Annotated in this window: 14 protein-coding genes, 5 tRNA genes and 1 pseudogene; 6 read left to right on the top strand and 14 right to left on the bottom strand. The window is 49.9% G+C overall.

Annotation, left to right across the window (positions count from 1 at the left end; genetic code table 11):
- Positions 1-58: 58 nt before the first annotated feature.
- The 14 genes and pseudogenes from rpoB to E7747_RS06585 all read right to left on the bottom strand — a co-directional run bounded on the left by rpoB (position 59) and on the right by E7747_RS06585 (position 10,698).
- A complete protein-coding gene (gene rpoB / locus E7747_RS06650) occupies positions 59-3,874 on the bottom strand; it encodes a DNA-directed RNA polymerase subunit beta (RefSeq protein WP_123613567.1) in 3,816 nt (1,271 codons plus the stop codon).
- 301 nt (positions 3,875-4,175) lie between these two features.
- Entirely contained in the window at positions 4,176-4,550 is a 375-nt protein-coding gene (rplL, locus tag E7747_RS06645) for a 50S ribosomal protein L7/L12 (RefSeq protein ID WP_136414886.1), read from the bottom strand.
- A gap of 78 nt (positions 4,551-4,628) precedes the next feature.
- Complete coding sequence (rplJ, locus tag E7747_RS06640; RefSeq protein WP_136414884.1) at positions 4,629-5,159, bottom strand: 50S ribosomal protein L10; 531 nt, start codon at positions 5,157-5,159, stop codon at positions 4,629-4,631.
- Between the two features lie 22 nt (positions 5,160-5,181).
- Positions 5,182-5,877, bottom strand: a complete 696-nt coding sequence (gene rplA, locus E7747_RS06635; protein WP_136414882.1) for a 50S ribosomal protein L1 — start codon at positions 5,875-5,877, stop codon at positions 5,182-5,184.
- 12 nt (positions 5,878-5,889) lie between these two features.
- Positions 5,890-6,332: pseudogene (gene rplK / locus E7747_RS06630) on the bottom strand (50S ribosomal protein L11).
- Positions 6,333-6,525: 193 nt separating this feature from the next.
- Positions 6,526-7,077 (bottom strand): transcription termination/antitermination protein NusG, encoded by a 552-nt coding sequence (gene nusG, locus E7747_RS06625; RefSeq protein WP_123613572.1) that lies wholly within the window; start codon positions 7,075-7,077, stop codon positions 6,526-6,528.
- A 21-nt stretch (positions 7,078-7,098) separates the two neighbouring features.
- On the bottom strand, positions 7,099-7,299 hold the full coding sequence (gene secE, locus E7747_RS06620; protein WP_123613573.1) for a preprotein translocase subunit SecE: 201 nt from the start codon (positions 7,297-7,299) through the stop codon (positions 7,099-7,101).
- Between the two features lie 15 nt (positions 7,300-7,314).
- A tRNA-Trp gene (locus tag E7747_RS06615) sits at positions 7,315-7,387 on the bottom strand.
- A 120-nt stretch (positions 7,388-7,507) separates the two neighbouring features.
- Positions 7,508-8,692, bottom strand: coding sequence for an elongation factor Tu (gene tuf, locus E7747_RS06610; protein ID WP_123613574.1), 1,185 nt, complete (start codon positions 8,690-8,692; stop codon positions 7,508-7,510).
- 100 nt (positions 8,693-8,792) lie between these two features.
- Positions 8,793-8,864, bottom strand: a tRNA-Thr gene (locus E7747_RS06605).
- A gap of 12 nt (positions 8,865-8,876) precedes the next feature.
- A tRNA-Gly gene (locus tag E7747_RS06600) sits at positions 8,877-8,949 on the bottom strand.
- A gap of 10 nt (positions 8,950-8,959) precedes the next feature.
- Positions 8,960-9,042, bottom strand: a tRNA-Tyr gene (locus E7747_RS06595).
- A 38-nt stretch (positions 9,043-9,080) separates the two neighbouring features.
- Positions 9,081-9,154, bottom strand: a tRNA-Thr gene (locus E7747_RS06590).
- A gap of 245 nt (positions 9,155-9,399) precedes the next feature.
- Positions 9,400-10,698 carry an acetylxylan esterase gene (locus tag E7747_RS06585; protein ID WP_136417065.1) on the bottom strand — a complete coding sequence of 433 codons (1,299 nt, stop codon included), beginning with the start codon at positions 10,696-10,698 and terminating at the stop codon, positions 9,400-9,402.
- Between the two features lie 205 nt (positions 10,699-10,903).
- On the opposite strand from E7747_RS06585, the gene E7747_RS06580 reads away from it, so the two are divergent.
- The 6 genes from E7747_RS06580 (at position 10,904) to E7747_RS06555 (ending at position 23,934) form a co-directional block, all read left to right on the top strand.
- A complete protein-coding gene (locus E7747_RS06580) occupies positions 10,904-13,894 on the top strand; it encodes a tetratricopeptide repeat protein (protein WP_168185260.1) in 2,991 nt (996 codons plus the stop codon).
- Positions 13,895-13,945: 51 nt separating this feature from the next.
- Positions 13,946-15,694, top strand: a complete 1,749-nt coding sequence (locus tag E7747_RS06575) for a TonB-dependent receptor (RefSeq protein WP_136414878.1) — start codon at positions 13,946-13,948, stop codon at positions 15,692-15,694.
- Between the two features lie 15 nt (positions 15,695-15,709).
- Positions 15,710-17,131 carry a glycoside hydrolase family 28 protein gene (locus E7747_RS06570; protein ID WP_136414877.1) on the top strand — a complete coding sequence of 474 codons (1,422 nt, stop codon included), beginning with the start codon at positions 15,710-15,712 and terminating at the stop codon, positions 17,129-17,131.
- Positions 17,132-17,490: 359 nt separating this feature from the next.
- Entirely contained in the window at positions 17,491-18,807 is a 1,317-nt protein-coding gene (locus tag E7747_RS06565) for a histidine-type phosphatase (protein WP_136414875.1), read from the top strand.
- A 67-nt stretch (positions 18,808-18,874) separates the two neighbouring features.
- Positions 18,875-22,183 carry a SusC/RagA family TonB-linked outer membrane protein gene (locus E7747_RS06560; protein ID WP_317130233.1) on the top strand — a complete coding sequence of 1,103 codons (3,309 nt, stop codon included), beginning with the start codon at positions 18,875-18,877 and terminating at the stop codon, positions 22,181-22,183.
- A gap of 29 nt (positions 22,184-22,212) precedes the next feature.
- A complete protein-coding gene (locus E7747_RS06555; protein ID WP_136414871.1) occupies positions 22,213-23,934 on the top strand; it encodes a RagB/SusD family nutrient uptake outer membrane protein in 1,722 nt (573 codons plus the stop codon).
- Positions 23,935-23,960 lie beyond the last annotated feature (26 nt).

Below are 23,960 nucleotides of genomic sequence, written 5' to 3'. Positions count from 1 at the left end.
ATGGCATACCGGTGGGCCGGAAATGGCCTCCGGCATGCCGTCAATAAGGAGAGTTGTATTACTGCTCAAGGTTGATGCTCAGACCGAGGCCACGGAGCTCGTGGAGAAGCACATTGAGCGATTCGGGGATGCCGGCAGGCGGCATTGCGTCGCCCTTGACAATAGCTTCGTAAGTCTTGCTTCGACCGGTAACATCGTCGGACTTGACTGTAATGATTTCCTGAAGGATGTGGGCGGCGCCGAATGCTTCGAGCGCCCAGACTTCCATCTCTCCGAAACGCTGTCCACCGAACTGCGCCTTACCGCCAAGCGGCTGCTGAGTGATGAGTGAGTACGGGCCGATCGAGCGGGCGTGCATCTTGTCTTCAACCATGTGACCGAGCTTAAGCATGTAGATGACACCCACGGTAGCGGGCTGGTCGAAACGCTCGCCTGTGCCTCCGTCATAAAGATAGGTCTTACCGTAGCGGGGGATTCCGGCCTTGTCGGTCCACTCGTTGAGGTCTTCAAGCGTTGCACCGTCGAAAATCGGGGTCGCGAACTTCTCGCCCAGTTCACGGCCTGCCCATCCGAGCACGGTTTCGAAAATCTGACCGAGGTTCATACGTGAAGGCACACCAAGCGGGTTGAGGACGATGTCGACAGGAGTACCGTCGGCAAGGAATGGCATGTCTTCCTGACGGACGATACGCGACACGATACCCTTGTTACCGTGACGACCCGCCATCTTGTCACCTACAGAAATCTTACGCTTCTTGGCCACGTAGACTTTGGCAAGCTTCATGATGCCTGAAGGAAGTTCGTCGCCGATAGAGATGTCGAATTTCTTGCGACGGAGCTCGGCATCGATTTCCTTTGATTTGCGCAGATAGTTGACGATTGTTGCGCGGATCATATCGTTGATGCGGTTGTCAGACGTCCACTTCGAGAGGTTGATCGTATCGAAGTCAATCTCACGGAGAGTGGCGGCTGAGAATCGCGAGCCTTTCGGGATGATGTCTGTGCCAAGGAAATCCTTCACGCCCTGTGAGGTCTTGCCGTCGGTAAGAGTCATGAGCTTGCGGATAAGAAGATCCTTGAGTGCGTTGAGACGATCCTCATATTCCTCGTCGAGCTTCGGAAGCACTGCGCTTGCGCTCTTCTTGGTCTTTTTCTTTTCAGCCTTTTGGAAGAGATGTGTACCGATGACAACGCCTTTGAGCGAGGGAGAAGCCTTGAGAGAAGCATCCTTGACATCGCCGGCCTTGTCGCCGAAGATCGCACGGAGAAGCTTTTCTTCAGGTGTAGGGTCGCTTTCGCCCTTAGGAGTGATCTTACCGATCATGATGTCGCCGGGGACGATGTGGGCACCCACGCGGATGATACCACGCTCGTCGAGGTCCTTGGTTGCGTCCTCAGACACGTTGGGGATATCTGATGTGAGTTCCTCCATGCCGCGCTTGGTTTCGCGGACTTCGAGAGTGTACTCATCGACATGAACGGATGTGAGGATGTCTTCGCGGACAACACGCTCGTTGAGCACGATAGCGTCCTCATAGTTGTAGCCCTTCCAAGGCATGAAGGCAACCTTAAGGTTACGGCCGAGTGCGAGCTCGCCCTTTTCGGTCGAGTAACCTTCGGTAAGGATGTCGCCACGCTTTACCCGCTGACCTTTCTGACAGATAGGACGGAGGTCGATAGTGGTGCTCTGGTTGGTCTTGCGGAACTTTGGCAGACGGTATTCCTTTACGCTGTCCTCGAACGAAACAAACTCTTCGTCCTCGGTGCGGTCATAGCGGATGCGGATGACGGTAGCGTCGACAAATTCGATTGTACCTTCGCGCTCAGCCATGATCTGGGTACGGCTGTCTTGTATAAGCTGGCCTTCGATACCTGTTCCGACAATCGGCGATTCGCTGCGCAGCAGAGGCACAGCCTGACGCATCATGTTAGATCCCATGAGCGCACGGTTAGCGTCGTCGTGTTCAAGGAAGGGGATGAGCGATGCCGCGATAGATGCGATCTGTGTCGGCGATACGTCCATGAGTTCTACCTGATCGGGCGCGACGATAGGGAAGTCGGCATCAAGACGTGCTTTCACACGGTCGTTGATAAACTCGCCGTCGTCCTTTACAGGAGCATTGCCCTGAGCGATGATCTTGCCTTCCTCAATTTCCGCAGTGAGATAGACAACCTCGTCGTTCTTGAGGTTGACCACACCATCCTTAACCTCGCGGTAGGGAGTCTCGATGAAGCCGAGATCATTAATCTTGGCATAGACGCAGAGCGAAGAGATAAGACCGATGTTCGGGCCTTCAGGGGTTTCAATCGGACAAAGACGTCCGTAGTGTGTATAGTGTACGTCGCGCACCTCGAAACCTGCACGCTCACGCGAGAGACCGCCGGGGCCAAGGGCCGACATACGGCGCTTGTGGGTAATCTCTGCCAGAGGGTTGGTCTGATCCATGAACTGCGATAGGGCGTTGGTGCCGAAGAATGTATTGATAACGCTCGAAATAGTCTTGGCGTTGATAAGATCGATAGGAGTGAACACCTCATTGTCACGCACGTTCATGCGCTCACGGATGGTGCGCGACATACGGGCGAGGCCGACGTTGAACTGGTTGTAGAGCTGTTCGCCTACAGTGCGCACACGACGGTTGCTCAGGTGGTCGATGTCGTCGACATCGGTCTTAGAGTTGATAAGCTCAATGAGGTATTTGATAATGGCGATGATATCCTCCTTGGTTAGGACCTTCACGTCCATCGATGTTGTGAGGCCGAGTTTCTTATTGATACGGTAACGGCCCACTTCGCCGAGGTCATAACGCTTTTCAGAGAAGAAAAGGTTGGTGATGACTTCGCGCGCGCTTGCATCGTCCGGCGGCTCGGCGTTGCGCAGCTGACGGTAGATGTATTGGATAGCCTCTTTCTCGGAGTTCGATGTATCCTTCTGAAGCGTGTTGAATATGATGGAGTAGTCGGAGGTATTGGCATCTTCCTTGTGGAGAAGCACAGTCTGAACCCCCGAGTCAAGAATTTCCTGAATATTGTCTTCCTCAAGCACAGTCTCGCGATCAAGAATCACGTCATTACGCTCGATGGAAACAACTTCGCCGGTATCTTCGTCAACGAAGTCCTCGACCCAAGTCTTCAGCACACGGGCAGCAAGCTTACGGCCCACGGCTTTCTTAAGGTTGGTCTTGTTGACCTTGATTTCCTCTGCAAGCCCGAAGATTTCGATAATGTCCTTATCGCTTTCGAGACCGATGGCACGAAGAAGAGTTGTTACGGGGAGTTTCTTCTTACGGTCGATGTAGGCATACATCACGTTGTTGATGTCAGTCGCAAACTCAATCCAGCTGCCACGGAAGGGAATGATACGTGCGCTGTAGAGTTTGGTGCCGTTGGCGTGGGTGCTCTGACCGAAGAACACACCGGGCGAACGGTGAAGCTGTGACACGACAACACGCTCGGCTCCGTTGATGACAAAAGTACCCTTATCAGTCATGTAGGGAATCGGGCCGAGGTATACATCCTGGATCACGGTAGCAAAATCTTCGTGGTCAGGGTCGGTACAGTAAAGTTTAAGTTTAGCCTTGAGAGGCACACTATAGGTCAGACCACGTTCAAGACACTCGTCAATCGAGTAGCGCGGCGGGTCGATGTAATAGTCAAGGAACTCAAGTACAAAGTTGTTGCGAGTGTCGGCGATGGGGAAGTTTTCGGCAAACACTTTGAAAAGGCCCTCGTTTTTTCTCTTTTCCGGAGGAGTGTCGAGCTGGAGGAAGTCCTGAAAGGACTTTAGCTGTACCTCGAGGAAATCGGGATAAGGAAGAGGGTTTTTAACCGACGCGAAGTTTACACGCGGTTTAGCTAAAGTTATGTCTGACATCTAATCTTTTGGATTAAACATTAAAAAAGAAACTCGTTGTGTTGATGATGGTAGTGCGCAATAAGAGTCAATTTAACACTAATTAACTCCAATATCGTTCGATATTCAGCCCTTGAAAAATAAGAGAATAACCAAAAAGGCTTGAATGAGCGACTTATGAAACCGGCCGATGCTGATTTTTTATTTATAAATATAAATATTTATGATTTTTTATAGCAACCCGTCCATTTTTAACGCAAATAGGTTAAGAAACTCCCAATAAGGGAGAATCTTAACCCATTGTACCTGAAGAGCAGGAATATTATTTGAGCTCAACCTCAGCACCAGCTTCTTCGAGCTGCTTCTTGAGGCCTTCTGCATCAGCCTTAGCAATGCCTTCCTTGATAACGCTGGGAGCGCCGTCAACCATTTCCTTAGCTTCCTTGAGGCCAAGACCGGTGAGTTCCTTAACGAGCTTAACGACAGCGAGCTTAGAAGCGCCAGCAGACTTGAGGACTACGTCGAAAGAGGTCTTCTCTTCTTCAGCGGGTGCGCCAGCAGCAGGACCGGCAGCAACTGCAACAGCTGCAGCAGCGGGTTCGATGCCGTAAGTTTCCTTGAGGATCTGAGCAAGTTCGTTTACTTCCTTAACGGTGAGGTTAACAAGTTGTTCTGCAAAAGCATTAAGATCTGCCATGATTTTATAGTTTTATTGTTGTTTTTAAATTTGATGATTGGTTAAGGGATTGAGCAGAGAGGCTGTGGGATTTGAGGCTTACGCTTCCTTCTTCGAAAGTGTTTCGAGGATGCCGTGAAGTTTGTTTCCACCAGAAGAAAGTGCGGAAATAACGTTCTTGGCGGGAGACTGGAGAAGAGCGACAACGTCGGCGATAAGCTCGTTCTTGCTCTTGATAGCCACGAGGGTGTCGAGCTGATCCTCACCCATGTAGACAGTCTCTTCAACGTAAGCGGCCTTGAGTCGGGGGAGGGTGGCGTCTTTGTCAGACTTTCTGATTTCCTTGATAAGCTTTGCAGGAGCATTGCCTGTGTTGGAAAGCATAAGAGAGGTCGAACCGTGGAGAGCTCCGTAAAGCTCAGAGTAGTCACCTTCAAGCGATTCGAGAGCCTTGTGAAGAAGAGTGTTCTTCACGACCATAAGCTTGATGTCAGCCTTGTTGCAGGCACGACGGAGAGCTGTGGTCTTTTCGGCATCGAGGCCGGCAGTTTCAGTGAGATAGAAGCAGCTATACTCCTGAAGAGTCTTAGCTATATTCTCAATAGCAATGATTTTATCTTCCTTTTTCATTTTGTACAGTCAGCTTTAGAAGTTATTCGTCGATTGACTTGGGGTCAATCTTGATACCCGGACTCATTGTGCTCGAAAGATAAATGCTCTTGATATAAGTACCCTTAGCGGCAGCGGGCTTGAGCTTGATGAGGGTGTTGATGAACTCACGAACGTTGTCGGCAGCAGCAGGAGCTTCGAAAGAAACCTTACCTACCGACGAGTGAACGATACCGTTCTTGTCAACCTTGAAGTCGATTTTACCCTTCTTCACTTCCTCAACGGCCTTGGCAACATCATTGGTCACAGTACCGCTCTTGGGGTTAGGCATGAGGCCACGGGGACCGAGAACACGGCCGAGGGCACCGATCTTACCCATAATAGCGGGCTGGGTGATGATGACGTCAACGTCAGTCCAACCGCCTTTGATTTTTTCGATATATTCGTCCAGACCTACATAGTCTGCACCGGCAGCCTTAGCAGCAGCTTCAGCATCTGAGTTACAGAGTACGAGTACACGTACCTGCTTGCCGGTTCCATGGGGCAGCGTCACAACGCCACGCACCATCTGGTTAGCCTTACGGGGGTCAACGCCAAGTCGAACATCCACGTCAAGCGAAGCGTCGAACTTTGTAAAGGTAATTTCCTTAACGAGGTTTACGGCTTCAGCAAGACTATACACCTTCCCGGCTTCAACTTTCTCCTGGGCAATCTTTTGATTTTTTGTCAGTTTACTCATGTCAATTGAAGTTTAGATGTTTTCGGGGAATGTTCCTTTAACGGTGATACCCATGCTTCTGGCTGTACCGGCAACCATACGCATTGCCGATGCGACGGTGAAACAGTTCAAATCGGGCATTTTGTCCTCAGCAATTGCCTTAACCTGATCCCAGGTCACTTCACCGACTTTCTTACGGTTGGGCTGTGCAGAACCGCTCTTAAGCTTGGTAGCTTCGAGAAGCTGGATTGCCACCGGGGAGTCTTGACAACAAAGTCAAAGCTCTTGTCGGTATAATAAGTGATGACTACCGGAAGTACCTTACCGGCTTTGTCCTGAGTGCGGGCATTGAATTGCTTGCAAAACTCCATGATGTTGATACCCTTGGAACCAAGAGCAGGACCAACTGGAGGCGAAGGATTGGCTGCTCCGCCTTTGATTTGCAATTTGATCTGTCCAGCAATTTCTTTAGCCATGATAAATCTAAATTTTTGTTAATGATTCGGTTAAAACGATGCCATCTCTTCTTCGCCATGATGTCTCCCCGACTACATTCGTAACCAAGAGCCGGAGAGCCGTCATTTAAATTGTTTTTTTTCAATTTATGGCTCGGAAACTGTGACATCTCCCGTGGTGTCGTGGAAGTAAATCCTCGACACCGCGCGATGATTATTCACGCTCTACCTGAGAGTTCTCGAGTTCCAACGGAGTCTTACGTCCGAAGATTTTGACCATTACCTTAAGCTTCTTCCTCTCACGGTTAACCTCTTCAATAGTTCCGGAGAAACCACTGAACGGACCGAAAGTAACCTTTACGGTCTCACCCACCATGTAATCATTTCCATCATCAGGAGTGTCAATCATTTCATCGGCAGTACCCATCATTCTAAGCACTTCGCTTTCGCGCAATGCTTCGGGTGCCGCGTTCTTGCCACGTCCGCGAAGGAAATCAATCACATTTGTAGTGTTTCGGAGCTCATAAAGCACCTCGCCGGTAAGGATACATTCCACAAAGACATAGCCGGAATAAAGGTTTTTTTCCTTTACCACCTTCTTGCCATTGCGGACTGACATTACCTTCTCAGTAGGAATCAAGACCTGAAAGACGTAATTGCCGAGGCCGGTGTTACGGATGGCTCCATCCAATACTTCTTTGACCTTAGCTTCCTTGCCTGAAATGGCACGCAGCACATACCAGGCTTTTTTCAATTCTTCCGCCATTGATTTTCTTCTGTTAAGAGATTACTGACCGAGGCTATAAATGAAGTGCATTATGGTATTGACCACCTGATCCATCGCGAAGATAATCGCGGCAATAATGATGGAAGCGATCAGCACGATAACTGCGCTCTTGACCAGTTGGCTTCTTGTAGGCCAAGTAGTCTTATACCGAAGTTCGGTATAAGACTCCTCGATATCTGTAAGTAGTTTAAGTTTACTCATTTGTCGTGTTTTTAGCACGGGACGAGAGACTCGAACTCCCGACACCCGGTTTTGGAGACCGGTGCTCTACCAACTGAGCTAGTCCCGTATAAGGAAACCGACCTTCGCCTCTTCGAGTCTCCCCTCTGAAACGAGGGTCGGTTTTGGTTTTATTCAGAGGCCTGAATCATCAGGCTCTTGAATGGCTTATGAATTATACCGAAAGGTATTATTCGAGAATTTCGGTGATCTGACCAGAACCTACTGTACGACCGCCTTCACGGATAGCGAAGCGAAGACCTGCGTCGCAAGCAACCGGGTTGATGAGCTCAACATTGATTTCTACGTGGTCACCGGGCATTACCATTTCTACACCTTCGGGAAGAGTGATTTCGCCAGTCACGTCAAGAGTACGGATGTAGAACTGGGGACGATAGTGGTTGTGGAACGGAGTGTGACGACCACCTTCTTCTTTCTTCAGGATATAGACAGAAGCCTTGAACTTGCTGTGGGGCTTAACAACTCCGGGGTGGCAGATAACCATACCACGCTTGATATCCTTCTTGTCGATACCACGGAGGAGAAGACCTACGTTGTCACCAGCTTCGCCCTGATCGAGGAGCTTGCGGAACATTTCGACACCGGTTACAACCGACTTCATGTCTGCGCCAAGACCCATGATCTGAACTTCGTCACCAACCTTCACGATACCAGTTTCGATACGACCGGTAGCAACTGTACCACGACCGGTGATTGAGAACACGTCCTCAACAGGCATAAGGAAGGGCTTGTCGATATCGCGGGGAGGCAGGGGAATCCAGTTGTCGACAGCTTCCATGAGCTCCATAACCTTTTCTTCCCACTGGGGCTCACCGTTAAGAGCACCAAGAGCAGAACCGCGGATGATAGGAGTTTCGTCACCGTCATATTCGTAAGTCGAAAGAAGATCACGCATTTCCATCTCAACGAGATCGAACATTTCTTCATCGTCTACCATGTCACACTTGTTAAGGAACACAACAAGACGAGGAACGTTCACCTGGCGAGCGAGAAGGATGTGCTCACGAGTCTGAGGCATAGGACCGTCAGTTGCAGCAACTACGATGATAGCGCCGTCCATCTGAGCAGCACCGGTAACCATGTTCTTAACGTAGTCAGCGTGTCCGGGGCAGTCTACGTGTGCATAGTGACGGTTAGCAGTCTCATATTCTACGTGTGCAGTATTGATAGTGATACCACGTTCTTTTTCCTCAGGAGCGTTGTCAATCTGATCGAATGACTTAACTTCAGAGAGGCCCTTCTTAGCCAACACTGTAGTGATAGCGGCAGTAAGAGTGGTCTTACCGTGGTCGACGTGACCAATTGTACCGATGTTAACATGCGGTTTGGTTCTTTCGAATTTCTCTTTAGCCATAACTTTGCTATTATTTTTTTTGATTAATGATTGACTTTTCTAACAAGACGCCACGATAGCGTAAAAGCACTACCGGGGCTGTCACTTCTGGTATTCGAAGAGCCGATGGCGGGATTTGAACCCGCGACCTCTTCCTTACCAAGGAAGTGCTCTACCCCTGAGCTACATTGGCGTTATGTCGTAGAGCGGAAGACGAGGCTCAAACTCGCGACCCTCAGCTTGGAAGGCTGATGCTCTATCAACTGAGCTACTTCCGCATAATTAATGTGGGCGAAGATGGATTCGAACCACCGAAGGTATAAACCAGCAGATTTACAGTCTGCCCCATTTGGCCACTCTGGCATTCGCCCTGTCACAACAAGCCAATGGCTTCTTGTTAGTTTCGTTGAGCCTCTTGTCGGATTCGAACCAACGACCCCGAGATTACAAATCACGTGCTCTGGCCAACTGAGCTAAAGAGGCAACAAGTTATTGTTCTCTTGCTTTTTGAAGATGCGTTAGCTCTCAAAAGCGATGCAAAATTAGGGAGTATTTTTTAAACCACCAAATATTTTCGCATTTTTTTGCAATAAATTTTTCATTTTTATTCCACAAACATCTCCGATTTAAGTACAAATGTCTGACTATAAATAGATAAGCTCTACCGCAGCAAATTCATAAATTTGTCCCGCCTTTGACAGAAAAAAGTCTCAGGCGGGACAAATAGATTATTTACAATGAGACTTTATCCATTCATAATGTCCGCGCTCGGTCGGGACTGTGGTCCAGTGCTCGTTGATAGGCGTAAGCAACGCCTCCTTAGGAGAAGTTATGACATTATATACTTCATAGCTCGTTGTTGGAGGACAAGTATTATCATTGTAACCCCAAGTCATCCTGACAGGACATTTTAGATGACGCGCAAAATTAACCACATCATAATACTCCAGAGTACGTACCTTGTCAGGAGTAGCATCCTCCGGATTTTTACGGAAATGATGGGGATATCCGCCGGCCTTGTCTCCAAGATACCCGGTCATATCGCTCAGGGCAGGGTGATTTGCCACACAGCCGTTGACTCTCTCGTCAAGCATAGCTGTAGTTATAGCCAGAGCCCCGCCTTGCGACCCGCCTTGCGTGAAAAGATTTTTTCCATCCCATTCAGGAAGAGATGTCAGAAAGTCAAGAAACCGACGGCAACCGAGATAGACATCTTTCATATAATATTCATCCGGATTTTCAAGCCCGAATTTAAGGTAGTCGCCTCTGACCTTACGTTCAGCCGCAAATTCCGCCTCCGTCAATTCTGGATGAAGACCGTGGATTTCGGTTTCAAGACGTATCATTCCTCCTTCGCCGTAATAGCGGTGAATCATTGGATCTTTTATGGTCTTCACTCCTGCCCCCGGAGGCGTCAGGACTGCGGGATATTTGCCACCGCCCTTCGGAATAAACAAATAACCATACATCGACTTGCCATCAGGAGTGATCTGTAATCTCACAAGCTGACATGTCATCTTATCTGTTGTATATTTTTCGACAGGTTCTATACTATAAGTAAGTGGAAATTTCCTGTCTTCTTCCAACGCTTTTTTCCAAAAAGCTTTAAAATCAGCCGGATCCTTGACAAACGGCACAAGTTTTTCAGGCGAAAAGCCAACCTTTACATGATGGAGAGACTTATGTCCGTCGACCGTAGCAACGAGACGGAGATCCCTGAACCCGGGCTTCGACATAGTCCCGATGTTTATTTCAGCCTTTCCATCCTTCAGCCTGATCACACCTGCGGTATCATCCGGCAACATGTCGTCGCCCAATGCGTATTTCACATCCATATCTTTTACAGGGATACCATATCGGTAAAGTTCTATCGAAATCACGGCGCTGTCTCCAACTTCATACAGCCAGTCGGGATGATCCGGATTTGTGACCCAAAGGAAATCGCTGCGCGACGGATAATTTTCAGCCCGCGAAACGAGGCCCACCAGTATTGTTAATATAATTAAGGTGGCAGTTCTGTTTTTCATCATGGCATTTCTAATGTTTAAGTGATAATGCGGATTTAATATATACAAATTCATACAAAATTAGTTTTTTATCATCCATCTGTCCGACATCTTGCTATTAAATATTCTTAAAACAAAGTTTTCAGCCTCCCTGAAAGGCATTTTTCAATTAAAAGGTCGTAATTTTGCGGGCATGTATCACCACAGGGAGATTTCAACATTTTTTATGAAACGACAATTCATATTCACTGCATTGTGCTGCATGGCAGCCGGAGCTTCTCACGCCCAGTACAACAAGCCTGACGCCCGTGGGTATCTCGAAAGAGGCATCCATATGTTTGATGACCGCAACTTCAGCGGTTGCATCGACCAACTGACACATATCTCACAACTTAATCCCAGTTCTTCCCAGTCAGAAGAGGCCCTCTACTACCTCGGCCTCGCATCACAGGGCATGGGAGAAGACAGAGCGATTGACCTCTTCAGACAATTTCTTGAGCAATATCCTGTGTCGCCGCGTCGAGCCGATGTCATGATGTCGATAGGTGACTATTATTTTACCCGTGGTAACTACGGACAGGCCATACAGGAATACTCGATGGTCAATCCGATAGCGCTCAACCCGGACCGTTGCGACGAGACGACTTACCGTTCGGCATATTCCTACATGCTTCTTAGCGAAAATACATCAGCGGCAAGCATGTTCCGTAGCCTACAGAGCAGTCCTAAATACGGCAACGCCGCCCGCTTCTATCTCGGCTACCTTGCTTACGCGGAAAAAGATTATCCGTTGGCTATGCAATATTTCCGAGATGTCGACACATCTCGCGAACCGGGCAACGCCGCGCCCTATTATGAAGCCCAGATTTCATTCATTCAGCAGGACTACACCCGTGCGCTCGAACTCTCGCGAAAACTGATCGCCGACGGGACAGTTCCACAATTCACTCCCGAATGCAACCGCATAGCCGGAGAATCGCTCTATAATCTCGGCAACGAGGAAGAGTCGCTCCCTTATCTGTGGAAATATTGCGCCGAGGCAAGCGCACCGGAGCCTTCGGCGTTCTACATTCTCGGCATGGACGAATTCCGTCGCGGAGATTACGACGCCGCTATCAAGCTACTGCAGCAATCCGCAAATTCAACTTCCGCAATGGGACAGAGCGCATACCTGTTTCTCGGCCAGGCATATCTCAAACGCGGCGACAACAACTCCGCCCTCATGGCATTTGAAAATGCCTACAGGATGGATTTCAACCGTGAAGTCCGCGAAACCGCATTCTATAACTACGCGGTGGCACGTATGGACGGCGGTCGCACGCCCTTCGGAAACTCAGTCGCTCTTCTTGAAAACTTCCTGAAAGAATATCCCGATTCCCGCTATAGCGCAGATGTCCAGCGCTACATCGTCAACGGCTACATGAGCGACAACGATTATGAAAACGCCCTCGAAGCCCTCGACAGAATGCCGAATCCATCACCGGAACTCCAGAAGACTAAACAGCGCGTTCTTCTCGTTCTCGGCTCACGAGAATACACGTCAGGAAAAATCACACAGGCAATCAATCATCTGACGCAAGCCAAAAACATGACATCAGGAGACCCGTCACTGTCCCGGCAATGCGACCTGTGGCTCGGAGACTGCTACTACTCAAGAGGCAGCTACGACGAAGCAGCAGCCTGCTACAAAAACTTCATCGCTTCGACACCGAAATCAGATTTCGGCAACCGCGCGCTTGCATACTATGACCTTGGTTACACCCGCTTCGATCAGGAGCGTTATTCCGACGCGCTCACAAACTTCCGCGACGCCATCTCCCTCCTGAAAGCCGACAACACCGGGCTGCCCGCCAATCTTCTTTCCGACAGCTATAACCGCATGGCCGATTGCAACTATTATCTTTCTGACTTCAACACAGCCGCTGAAAACTATGCGAAATCCTATGAGCTGAACCCGTCGGCCGGAGATTACGCGCTCTACCAGCTGGCCATTATGAAAGGTCTGCGCAAAGACTACTCAGGTAAAATCGGAGACATCGACATGCTTATAAGCCGTTTCCCGTCATCGGGACTCATCCCATCCGCCCTGCTTGAAAAAGCCGAAAGCCAGTCGGCCATCGGCGCGACAGACAAAGCCATTGCGACCTACAGGAAACTCGTAGAACAATATTCCAATACAGCTCCGGGACGAAACGGATACCTTCAGCTTGCCATAACATATATCAACCGCGGCGAACGCGGAAAAGGCATTGACACATATAAGAAAGTCATCACATCATTTCCCACGAGCGAGGAAGCGCGCATAGCCGCCGACGACCTCAAGCAGGTGTATGCAGCCGACGGCGACATATCATCGTTCGTTGCATTCATCAATTCCGTGCCCAACGCTCCGCGCTATGAGACTTCGGAACTTGAAAAACTCGCTTTTCAGGCTGCTGAAAACGACTATGTGAACTCAGGGTCTACCTCCAAACTCAATTCCTATATCAACGACTACCCGGCCGGGGCGGACCGTGCACACGCCCTCTACTATCTGGCAGACGCCGCATGGAATTCAGGAAATCCCGCAGAGGCTCAGGGCTATGCCGTTCAGGTGTTACAGAAACATCCTGACGCAAGTGTAGCCGAAGATGCAATGCTCATAAAAGCCGCAGCCGAAAGTTCGCTCGGCAAGACAGAGATTGCATATTCCACATACGAGGAACTTGAAAAACGCGCATCAGGGGCCAATATGCTCCGCGAAGCGCGCCTTGGACTCCTTCGGACCGCAGCCGATCTCGGTAAGGATGACGATGTGGTCGCAACCGCCGACAAGATTCTTGCTACCACAGCTGCCAACACCTCTACCAATACAAACGAGATAAGATTTATGCGAGGAATGGCCAACAATAATCTCGGCAACTACGACATAGCCTACAAAGACTGGAAAGAGCTTGCCGCCAATCCTTCTGACATCTTTGGAGCAAAAAGCGCATATTATCTCGGGAACTCCATGTTTGAACGCGGAATGCTGAAAGAAGCAGAGGAAGTTGCCGACAAATTGATTTCATCGGACACACCACACCAATACTGGCTTGCCAGAGGATTCATACTCTACAGTGACATCCTCCGTAAAGAAGGCAAAAAATTCGAAGCAGACGAATATCTTAAATCTCTCAAATCAAACTATCCCGGCACCGAGGCCGACATCTTCCAGATGATCGATACACGCCTCTGATATTAAATCCCAAGCATTAGTTCACCCCTACCCTACGCATCATCAACCATCATGAATAAAAAATTTGCATGTCTCGCCCTCGGGCTGACCATAATCTCAGCCGGTGCATCTGCTCAGGGTCTGCATAAAGAAATCAATGTCGACCAGAAAATCGACCCGATAAAACGCGATGCCTCACGCATCAACATCCTCCCCAGCCTTCAGCTGCCCGCTCTTTCGAATTCGCAGCTTCCATTCAGTGACCGCGTCGTAACATCCCGCCTGTCTGACTCCTCTCCAACTCTTGCCCCTCTGGCCTTTGGCGATAAGTTAAGCATCTCTCCCTACAGAGGCTATGTGAGCCTTGGACTGGGCGCGCCTAAATTCATCGCTGATTTTTCAGCAGGCTACCGCATCATCGATTCCGAAAGATCCCATCTCAACATCTGGAGTCAGTATTGCGGCGACATTTATTCATCGACCAACCTCGACGGCAACAGCAATACAACATGGAACGACCACTCGGCAACTATCGGTCTTGACCTTCATCAGAAAATCAGGCAGAATGCAGCGCTTACAGCCGGACTCAATTATGAATTCGGTCATCACACCGTCCCATATCTCGGATCAGACCATTTCGGCCAGAACACAAGCCGTGTCAATGCCGACATGGCATTCTCGTCAAAAAACTCAGGTCTCGATTTTGATGCCGCTATCCGCTACCGTCATTTCGGGTTCTATCACCTGAGCGACATCGAGTCTCTCCGACAAGATTTCGAGTCAAAAGTGACCCGCAAGACCGTCCGCCAGAACCTTTTTGGCGCTACATTAGGCGCATCGCTTCCCTTTAGCGAAAGCTCAGCCCTGAATCTCGACATTGATGCCGATTTTCTCTGTACAGGTCTACACGACAGACCGACATACCCGTACAGCTCGATTCAGAATCTTGCCATATCAGACAGCGAGACGACAGGCATTTTTGCTATAACTCCCTACTATTCACTCCAGTCTTCAACTGTCTCCGCCACAATAGGCGCAAAACTCAACATTTCGACCGGCAACGACAAGACCTTCCATGTCGCACCGGAAGTCGCATTCGCATGGACACCTTCGCAAGTGTTCGGTTTTGAGGCTAAACTCAAGGGCGGTTCATATATCAACCCTGTCAGCGAGCTTTATGACGTCTCTCCCTATCTCTCGCCATACATGGCTTATAGGCCATCGCATATTCCCTATGCGCTTGATGCCCGCATGAGCGTCGGGCCGTTTTTCGGAGCTTACCTTGAAATCTTCGGAGGCTATGCCAAGGCCAGCAACTGGCTGATGCCGGTATACTCCGAAAGTTATCCGGGCTACGGAATATTCGAAAACACAACCCTGACAGCATGGCATGCAGGTGCGGCAATCGGCTATGACTACCGTGACGTATTCTCAGTCCGCGCATCATACGAGACTGCGCCTAACGACTACGACCATTCACTCTATGAATGGCGCGACAGAGCCCGCCACGTGTTTAACGCCCAACTTGGAGTGCGGCCCTTCAAACCCTTGTCCGTGACTCTCGGCTGGGAATTCCGTGCAGGACGTCGCGTCTACGGATTTGTACCGAGCAACCCGGACGGACTTTTCGATATTTATCTCCCTGAAGCCGCTTCTCTTGGCTGCGTCTCCGACCTCTCGCTGGGCGCAACCTACACCTTTACCGAACGGTTCTCTGTGTTCGCCCGCGGAGGCAACCTGCTGAACCGCCGCTACCGCTATATCGGCATGCGCACCTCACAGGGCATCAACGGCATGATCGGAGCATCATTAAAATTCTAAAAACACACCTTGTCAATGAAAAAGCAAATCTGTCTTTTCCTCGCTCTTTCGATGCTGACCATCTCGGCAATGGCACGCACTGTTTACAGCGATTATTATAAAGACCTCCCTGTCGATGTCAAACCCGTCGAGGAATTTTCGATTCCGTCACGGACTGTCGACATCAGAGACTTCGGTGCAAAAGGCGACGGAATCACCCTCGCGACAGAAGCCATCCAGACTGCCATCGACCGATTGTCGGCCGATGGCGGCGGTCACATCGTATTCCCTCAGGGAATCTGGCTGACAGGGCCGTTCGAACTGAAAAGCAACATCGGCCTTCATCTCGAACGCAACTCGGTCATCTACTTCTCGCCAGACAAAGAGCTGTATGTCGACCCCAATCCGAAAGCCGGCCGAGTCCGCGCCTGCATCAGCGCACAGCGTGTCCGGAACATCGCCATAACCGGCGATGGCACGATAGACGGAAACGGCGCCCAATGGCGTCCAGTAAAACGCATGAAAGTAAGCGACGTCGAATGGCGACGGTTCAAGAACATGGGTGGAGTCGAACGTCAGGACGGCTCTCTGTGGTATCCTTGGGAACTGAAATCCGGCTATGCCGACATCGCTGATACCCCCGAAAAACAGGAAAAGAAGCGCAACGATATCTTCCGCATCAACAATTGCGAAAACATCCTTCTCTCCGGCGTGACATTTCAGAACGCCCCAAAGTTCCATGTCCATCCGTTCAACAGCCGAAACCTTATCATCGACGGGATAACCGTCAGGTGTCCTTGGAACGCACAGAACGGCGACGCAATCGACCTCAGCGACTGCCATCAGGCGCTGGTAGTCAACTGTATTGTTGACGCAGGCGATGACGGAATCTGCATGAAAAGCAGCGATTTCAAGAAAAATGCCCTTATCAACGGATGCGAGGACATACTGATCCAGGACAATACTGTCTATCATGCCCATGGCGGATTTGTCATCGGAAGTGAAGATGTCTGCGGAATGAACCGCATAGTCGTGCGCGACTGCACGTTCTCAGGCACCGACATAGGTCTCCGTTTCAAAAGCGGTGTCGGACGCGGCGGAAAAACCGGCGACATATACATATCCGGAATAATAATGACCGACATCCTGTCAGCTGCGATCTCATTCCAGTGCGACTATGCCGACAGGCCGGCCGGGTTCAAGGAATCGGACATCGTTACACCGAAAAAGATGGAAAAAATCCCTGAATTCACTGACATACACATTTCTGACGTAATATGCCGAGGAGCGACCACAGCAATTGCGGCTTCAGGGCTTCAGGGGCAAAACTGCGTCCACGACATCACCGTAACCGACTGCACGTTCGTCTATACCAAGACTGCCACCGACATCGACAGCTCGACAGCAGACGTAAAACTAACGAATGTAAAATTAATCAAAGACGAAAAGCGACAGTAAACTGCGGATAGGAATGAAATCTTCACTGTAATCCGCCCAAAGTTTTTCAGACACATTAAAAAACGGCATCTGAAAGATGTCCATTTTTAGAATTTCAGCACAGATTATGAAGTTCTACATTAAATGGAATACTTTCAGATGCCGTTTTTTATATCATCGCAAAATCTCTATCTAAATTAATTAAATTTAGTTAATACACGAATATTCTATAGCTTTATGCTACGAAAACAATAATATTTTTCATATTTCACGATATTTTTCTTAACAATTGTCACATTTTACAATTTTTTTCATACATTTGCACATCGAAGCATATCATCAATCATTATTCTAATTTCTGTCACTTTAACACCTTGAAGATGCTGTATCGTTTAATTGTCGGAAGCCTGCTTATAATGTGGCAGTTATTGTCGCCACCTACTGCAGATTCCAAAAATTATGAAGGAAAAGCGGATAAGTACCAGGCAGGAAGCCAGTATCTGGCATATCCTCGTCCGGCATACGGTATTCCTGAACTGACCAAGGCCCCCAAAGGCTACGTACCGTTCCACATGGAACACTATGGCCGTCATGGAAGCCGATGGCTTCTCAAGGATGCAGCCTACGATCTCCCGGTTGAAACCCTCGAAAAAGCAGCCGCATATGGAAAGCTGACTCCACGCGGTCAACAGCTACTGCAACAGCTCAGGGAAATCCGGACAGCTTCAAAGGGACGTGTAGGCGAACTTACCCCACTCGGTCATCGCCAGCATCGTGAAATAGCGCGACGGATGACTGAAAACTTTCCCGAAATCTTCGTGCCCGGCACACATGTCGACGCTAAATCAACAGTCGTCATCCGCTGTATCCTGTCAATGGCAAACGAAATCGCGGAACTACAGAAAATATGCCCTGAACTCATTGTCACCTGCGACGCATCACGGACAACTCAGAAAATCCTCGCATACAACAGCACTGACACCGTAGCAAAGAAACTTGCCCGGAAAGCCGACCACTTTGCAGATGAATACGCTGCAAAACGAGCCGATCACTCGGCATTCATCTCAAAGGTGTTCAACGACCCGAAATTCGTGGCCGACAGCCTTGACGAGAAAAAACTGTTTGAGGACGTTTTCGACATAACAGTCAATGCGCAGAGCCATGATGACCAACCCGACCTATATGACCTCTTCACTGACGAGGAACTACAGAATGAATGGCTATCCCACAACGCATCGTGGTACATCACCGCCGGCAACACATCGCTAACCGGCAACCGTGTTCCCTACAATCAGCGTGTACTCCTGCGCAACTTCATCGAATCGGCCGACACCGCTATGGTCTCACCCCGGCTGAGCGCCAACCTCCGCTTCGGACACGAGTCAATCGTACTCCCCCTTACAATCCTGATGGAACTCAACGACAGCGCAGTCGACCTCACCGACCTTGAGACACTTGCATCGCAATGGCGCAACTACGACATCTTCCCTATGGGTAGCAATATCCAGATGATATTCTACCGTCCGGAAAAGAAACCTAAATACACTCCCGACGAAATCCTCGTCAAAGTCATGCTCAACGAGGATGAAGTCACCCTCCCGGTCAAGCCGGTCAGCGGCCCATATTATAAATGGAAAGACCTGCGCGACTACTACATGTCGAAGCTCGACGGATTCTCAACCAAATTCAAGGAATAATCCCACACAATCATAACCCAATCATTATTATCATTATGACAAACGGAGTTTTAACTATCATTAACAAATCGGGGGGATAAAATCCTTCGCCCGACCTCTGCTCCTTATTGTCTGCGCACTTTGGGCAATCAGCGCACTGGCGCAGACCCGTAACATAACGGGTACTGTAACCGACGATTCCGGCGATCCAATGCCGGGAGTGTCTGTGCTCATCAAAGGCACATCAACCGGCATGGCAACTGACATCGACGGAAAATACTCGATCAAGGCTTCGAAAGGTTCCGTCATCGAGTTCTCCTACATCGGCTACATAACTCAGAGCATCACCGTAGGCGAACGCTCCGTAATCAACATCACAATGAAGGAAGACATCAAGGCTCTTGACGAAGTCGTCGTAGTCGCCTATGGTACTGCTTCCAAGGAATCACTCACCGGCTCGGTTGCCGTCATAAGCGACAAAGACATCCAGCGTCGTCCCGTCACCTCCGTGACCTCAGCTCTCGAAGGTATGGCACCCGGTGTACAAGTCAATGGTTCAACCGGCACACCCGGTTCATCACCTTCAATACTCATACGTGGCATCAACTCAATCAACGGTACTACTTCTCCACTCTACGTAGTCGACGGTATCGTGTGGAGCGGTGAGTACAACGATATCAACCCAAACGATGTCGAAAGCATCTCGGTGCTTAAGGACGCGGCCTCCTGCGCGCTCTACGGAGCAAAGGGTGCCAACGGTGTTGTCCTCATCACCACCAAGAAAGCCAAAAACGCCGGTAACGTCGAAGTGACAGCAAAAATCCGTCAGGGTATATATCAGCGTGCACTTCCCGAATATCGTCGTCTCGGCTACAACCGCTGGAACGAGGCTATGCTACAGGCCATCTCAAACGGCAAGGTTACTTCAGCCCCTGATAAATACACCTACGAGTCAGCCATGGAGGAAACCATCGGCAACTTCTTCTCTGAAGCCGGTGTGCTCAATCTTTACGGCACTGGAACTGACGGAAGCGTGACCGACGGTGGCGAGAAAGTCTTTGACGAAAATGGAAATGTCATTCTCAACCCCCTCTCCTGCTATAACGACACCGACTGGTGGGATGCCATATCACGCAACGGCCACCGTCAGGAATATAACATCAGTGCATCCGGAGCCACCGAAAAGTTTAGTGCTTACGCCTCACTCGGCTATGTCAAGGAAAAAGGTTACCTCCTAAAGACCGACTTCGAGCGCTGGAACGCCCGCCTCAACACTGAGTTCCGTCCCACAAAATATCTCAAAGTAGGTGTAGGTCTCACAGCTTCTGAAATTGAATCGAACCAGCCCCAGTTTGACTCCGACAATCTTTCGTCAACTTCAAACGCCATGTCATACCAAGGACTCGCACCCGGTCTCCCATACTATGCCCATGACTGGGCTACCGGCGAAGTGCTCCGCGATGAAAACGGCAATCCTATCTGGAACACAATGGACGGCTATTCAGCTTTCACCAGCAACAAGGCTTATATCCTCCGCGCCAACTCCGAGGACTACGAACGTATCTCGGTTGACGGAAACGCTTTCGCTACTATCTACCTTCCTTATAACTTCGAGGTAACCGTGCGTGGCACCATGAACCGTTACCGTCAGGAAGACACAAGCTATAACAGCCCTCTTATCGGCTCGGCACAGGGTTTCGGACGTCTTACCAAATACTTCTACAAGCGTGAGACCACCAACCTCCAGCAGTACATCACATGGTCACACGACTATGGCGCACACCACATCGACGCCATGCTCAACCATGAAAGCTACAGCCGCTACTACACCTATAGCTATGTCAAGAACAAAAACCAGCTTTTCCCCGACAACTACTATCTGACAAACTTCACCGAGAACGAAGGAACCGGTGCTCACGCCTACCGCTACCGCACCGAGACATTCATGGGCCGTGCGCGCTACAACTGGAACAACCAGTACTTCTTAGAGGCAAGCATATCTCGCGACGCATCAAGCAAGTTCTCAAAGGACAACCGTTGGGGCACATTCTGGAGCGTAGGCGCAAGCTGGATCATCAGCAAGGAGAAATTCCTTAAGGACGTTGAATGGATCAGCAATCTCAAGCTCCGTGCAGCCTATGGTACTGCCGGTAACGACTACACCAGCAACTACTACCCGACCTACGACCTGTGGTCAAAATACAGCCATACACTCGACGGAAATCCTTCGGTATTCCCCTCCACACTTGGCAACAAGAACATCCGCTGGGAGTCGACCAAGACTCTTGACCTCGCCCTCGAAGGCTATTTCTTCAACAGCCGTCTCAACGCTTCTGTCGGTTTCTTCTCACGCGTGAACGCCGATCTTCTCTTCAATGTTCCCCAAACTCCGTCAAACGGCACCGACGGCGAAGGTTCTTCAATGTCACAGTGGCAGAACATCGGCAACATGAGAAACAACGGATGGGAAATCATGGTCAGCGGAGAAATCATACGCTCCAAGGATTTCACATGGTCAGCTCATGCCGACGCAACATTCATCAGAAACAAAATCACCAAACTCCCCGCAGGCAACCTCTGGAACTCACCCCGTGCACTCGTCGAAGGCAAGAGCCGCTATGAATATTATACTTACAAATGGGCAGGCGTCGACATGCTGACAGGACAGTCTCTCTATGAAATCAATCAGGATTCACATCAGTTCGAGACTGACTTAGACGAAAATGGGAAAAGCACAGGCGTATGGAGATTCGATCAGAGCAAATGGGACTCAAACCTTGAAAATGCAAAAGCCGGTGACGCTTTAGTCAAGATAGGCGACAGATACTACACAACCAGCACCTCGTTCGCATCCAAGCATTTCCGTGGCACTTCGCTCCCGACTGTCTACGGTTCATTCGGCACCAACCTCAACTGGAAAGGTCTCTCTCTCAGCGCCCTCTTCACCTATCGCCTCGGTGGCAAGACTCTCAATACAGTCTACAGCGGCATGCTCAGCCCCAGCGCCGGCAAATCGCTCCATGAAGATGCAATCAGCAATACATGGCAGCCGGAGATGGCTACCGGCATCGGAGAAAACGACGCAAACCGCATCAACCGTGGTATCCGTCCGCAGATCAACACCATCAATGCCAACAACAACAACGCGACCAGCGACCGCTTCCTCGTCTCAAGCAGCTATCTCGCGTTCAAGAACCTCAACATCACCTACGACATTCCACGCAAGTGGGTGGCACCGCTCAGCCTCCGTGGTCTCAGCGCAGGTCTCTCTATCGACAACGTGAAGCTCTTCACCAAAATGCAAGGCATGAACCCCACTTACAACAACAGTGGTGGTCAGGGCGACTACTTCGTTCCATCACGCGTATATTCTTTCGAGATTACAGCTCGTTTCTAAACCCCACTCAAATAAAACAGATATAAAGTATGAAAAATAGATATATTATCGGTGGTCTGGCAGTGGCACTGATGACACCGGCATTAGTTTCATGCGGCGACGACTTCCTCAGCGAGGAACCTATAACAAATATCTCCTCTGTGACCGTGAATACTTCCGAGGAGGGAGCCAACGCGGCTGTAACCGGTCTTGTACGCCAGATGCAGCGTCAGTTCACCGACCTGAAGAACGGCAACCTCAACGCTTCAGGCGAAACATTCTTTGCCAATATCTACGGAGAGGCCCTCGGTCCTGACAACAACGTGGGAGAGGCTACAAACTATATGCGTACAGGCATCAAGCCTGCCAACTTCCGTTACGCGACAGGTTGGTGGCCATCATGGATGTATAAATACTGCTATTCCATAATCGGCTCGGCAAATTCCATCCTGACCAATCTTTCTGAAGATCCGACCAACGACAACGAGCTTTGGCTGAAAGCCTCCGCCCTTACCATGCGTGCCCACGCCTACACCCGCCTCATGCAAGTCTATGCTCCACGCTGGATCGACTCGAACAACGGAGAGAAACATTGCATCGTTTTACGCATCAAATCAGGCGAACCCAACGAAAAACAGTTCAACACCTGCAACGAGGTGTATGACCAACTCTACAAGGATCTCAACGATGCAATCGCCTACTTCGAGAAATCTTCCAAGAAACGCGGCAACCAGCTCTTCTTTGTCGACGAGAATGTGGCACGTGGAATCTACGCACGTCTCGCCCTACTGAAAGATGACTATCAGACTGCCCAGAAGATGGCTCACGACGCACGTCAGGACTACACCATCATGTCGGAAAAAGATTATCTGTCGGGCTTCTCCACCCAAAACGACGAATGGATGTGGGCCCCCGCCATGGATCCTTTAGGTATATATTACTGGGGCTTCGGTGCTCACTACGCATGCAACGGACATTATGTCAAGAGCTGGGGCTACTCCAGTTCGATGCAGTATTCGCTCTACAAGCACTTCAGCGAGACTGACGTCCGCTCTCAGCTCTACTTCGGACCTCTCTGCGTAAAGCACGCTCCTGAAATAGCGGCCAAATATGGTGTCACCGAAGAAGACTTCTTTAATCCCAACAACTATTCTAATCAGACATACGGCATCTCGATCACCGGCTCTGGCTCAAGCCCCAAAGGCAAGAACAAGGCTATGTGGGATTTTATAAAGGAATACGGCAAACGTTTCGCATCACTGCGTCCCGAGGATATCAAGGGAATCTACCTCACCAACAGCAAGGGTCTCTCAATCGGTGTCCAGTACAAGTTCCAAGGTCTTCCTGACGGCTATACTTCATGCTGGCCTCCCTACATGCGTGCCGGTGAAATGCTTCTCATCGAAGCAGAGGCTGCCTACCACAACAGTGACTACAGCACAACCGTAAGCTGTCTGACAGAGCTAATGGCCAAACGCGACCCCAACTACACAATCCCTGCCACATCAGGAGAGGCGCTTCTTGACGAAGTGAAACTCCAGCGCCGTCTCGAGCTCTGGGGCGAAGGCTTCAACTGGTTTGACTACAAACGCTGGAACGAGGTAATCGAATACAAAGCCTTTGACAAAAACAATATCGAGAACATGGGCAGCTATCCGACTACCGTTGCTGCCACATATCAGCCCGACTTCATGAACGGCTGGCGAGCAGCAATACCTCAGGCCGAATTCACCTATAACACGATGGCCGATCCAACCCTCGTAGGTCAATAATCTACCCGGGCCGATAACGGCTTCAG

Origin of the sequence: Duncaniella dubosii, from assembly GCF_004803915.1 — a bacterium.
In the GTDB taxonomy this organism is placed as follows: Bacteria; Bacteroidota; Bacteroidia; order Bacteroidales; family Muribaculaceae; genus Duncaniella; species Duncaniella dubosii.
This window is presented reverse-complemented; position numbering and strand designations above follow the sequence as displayed.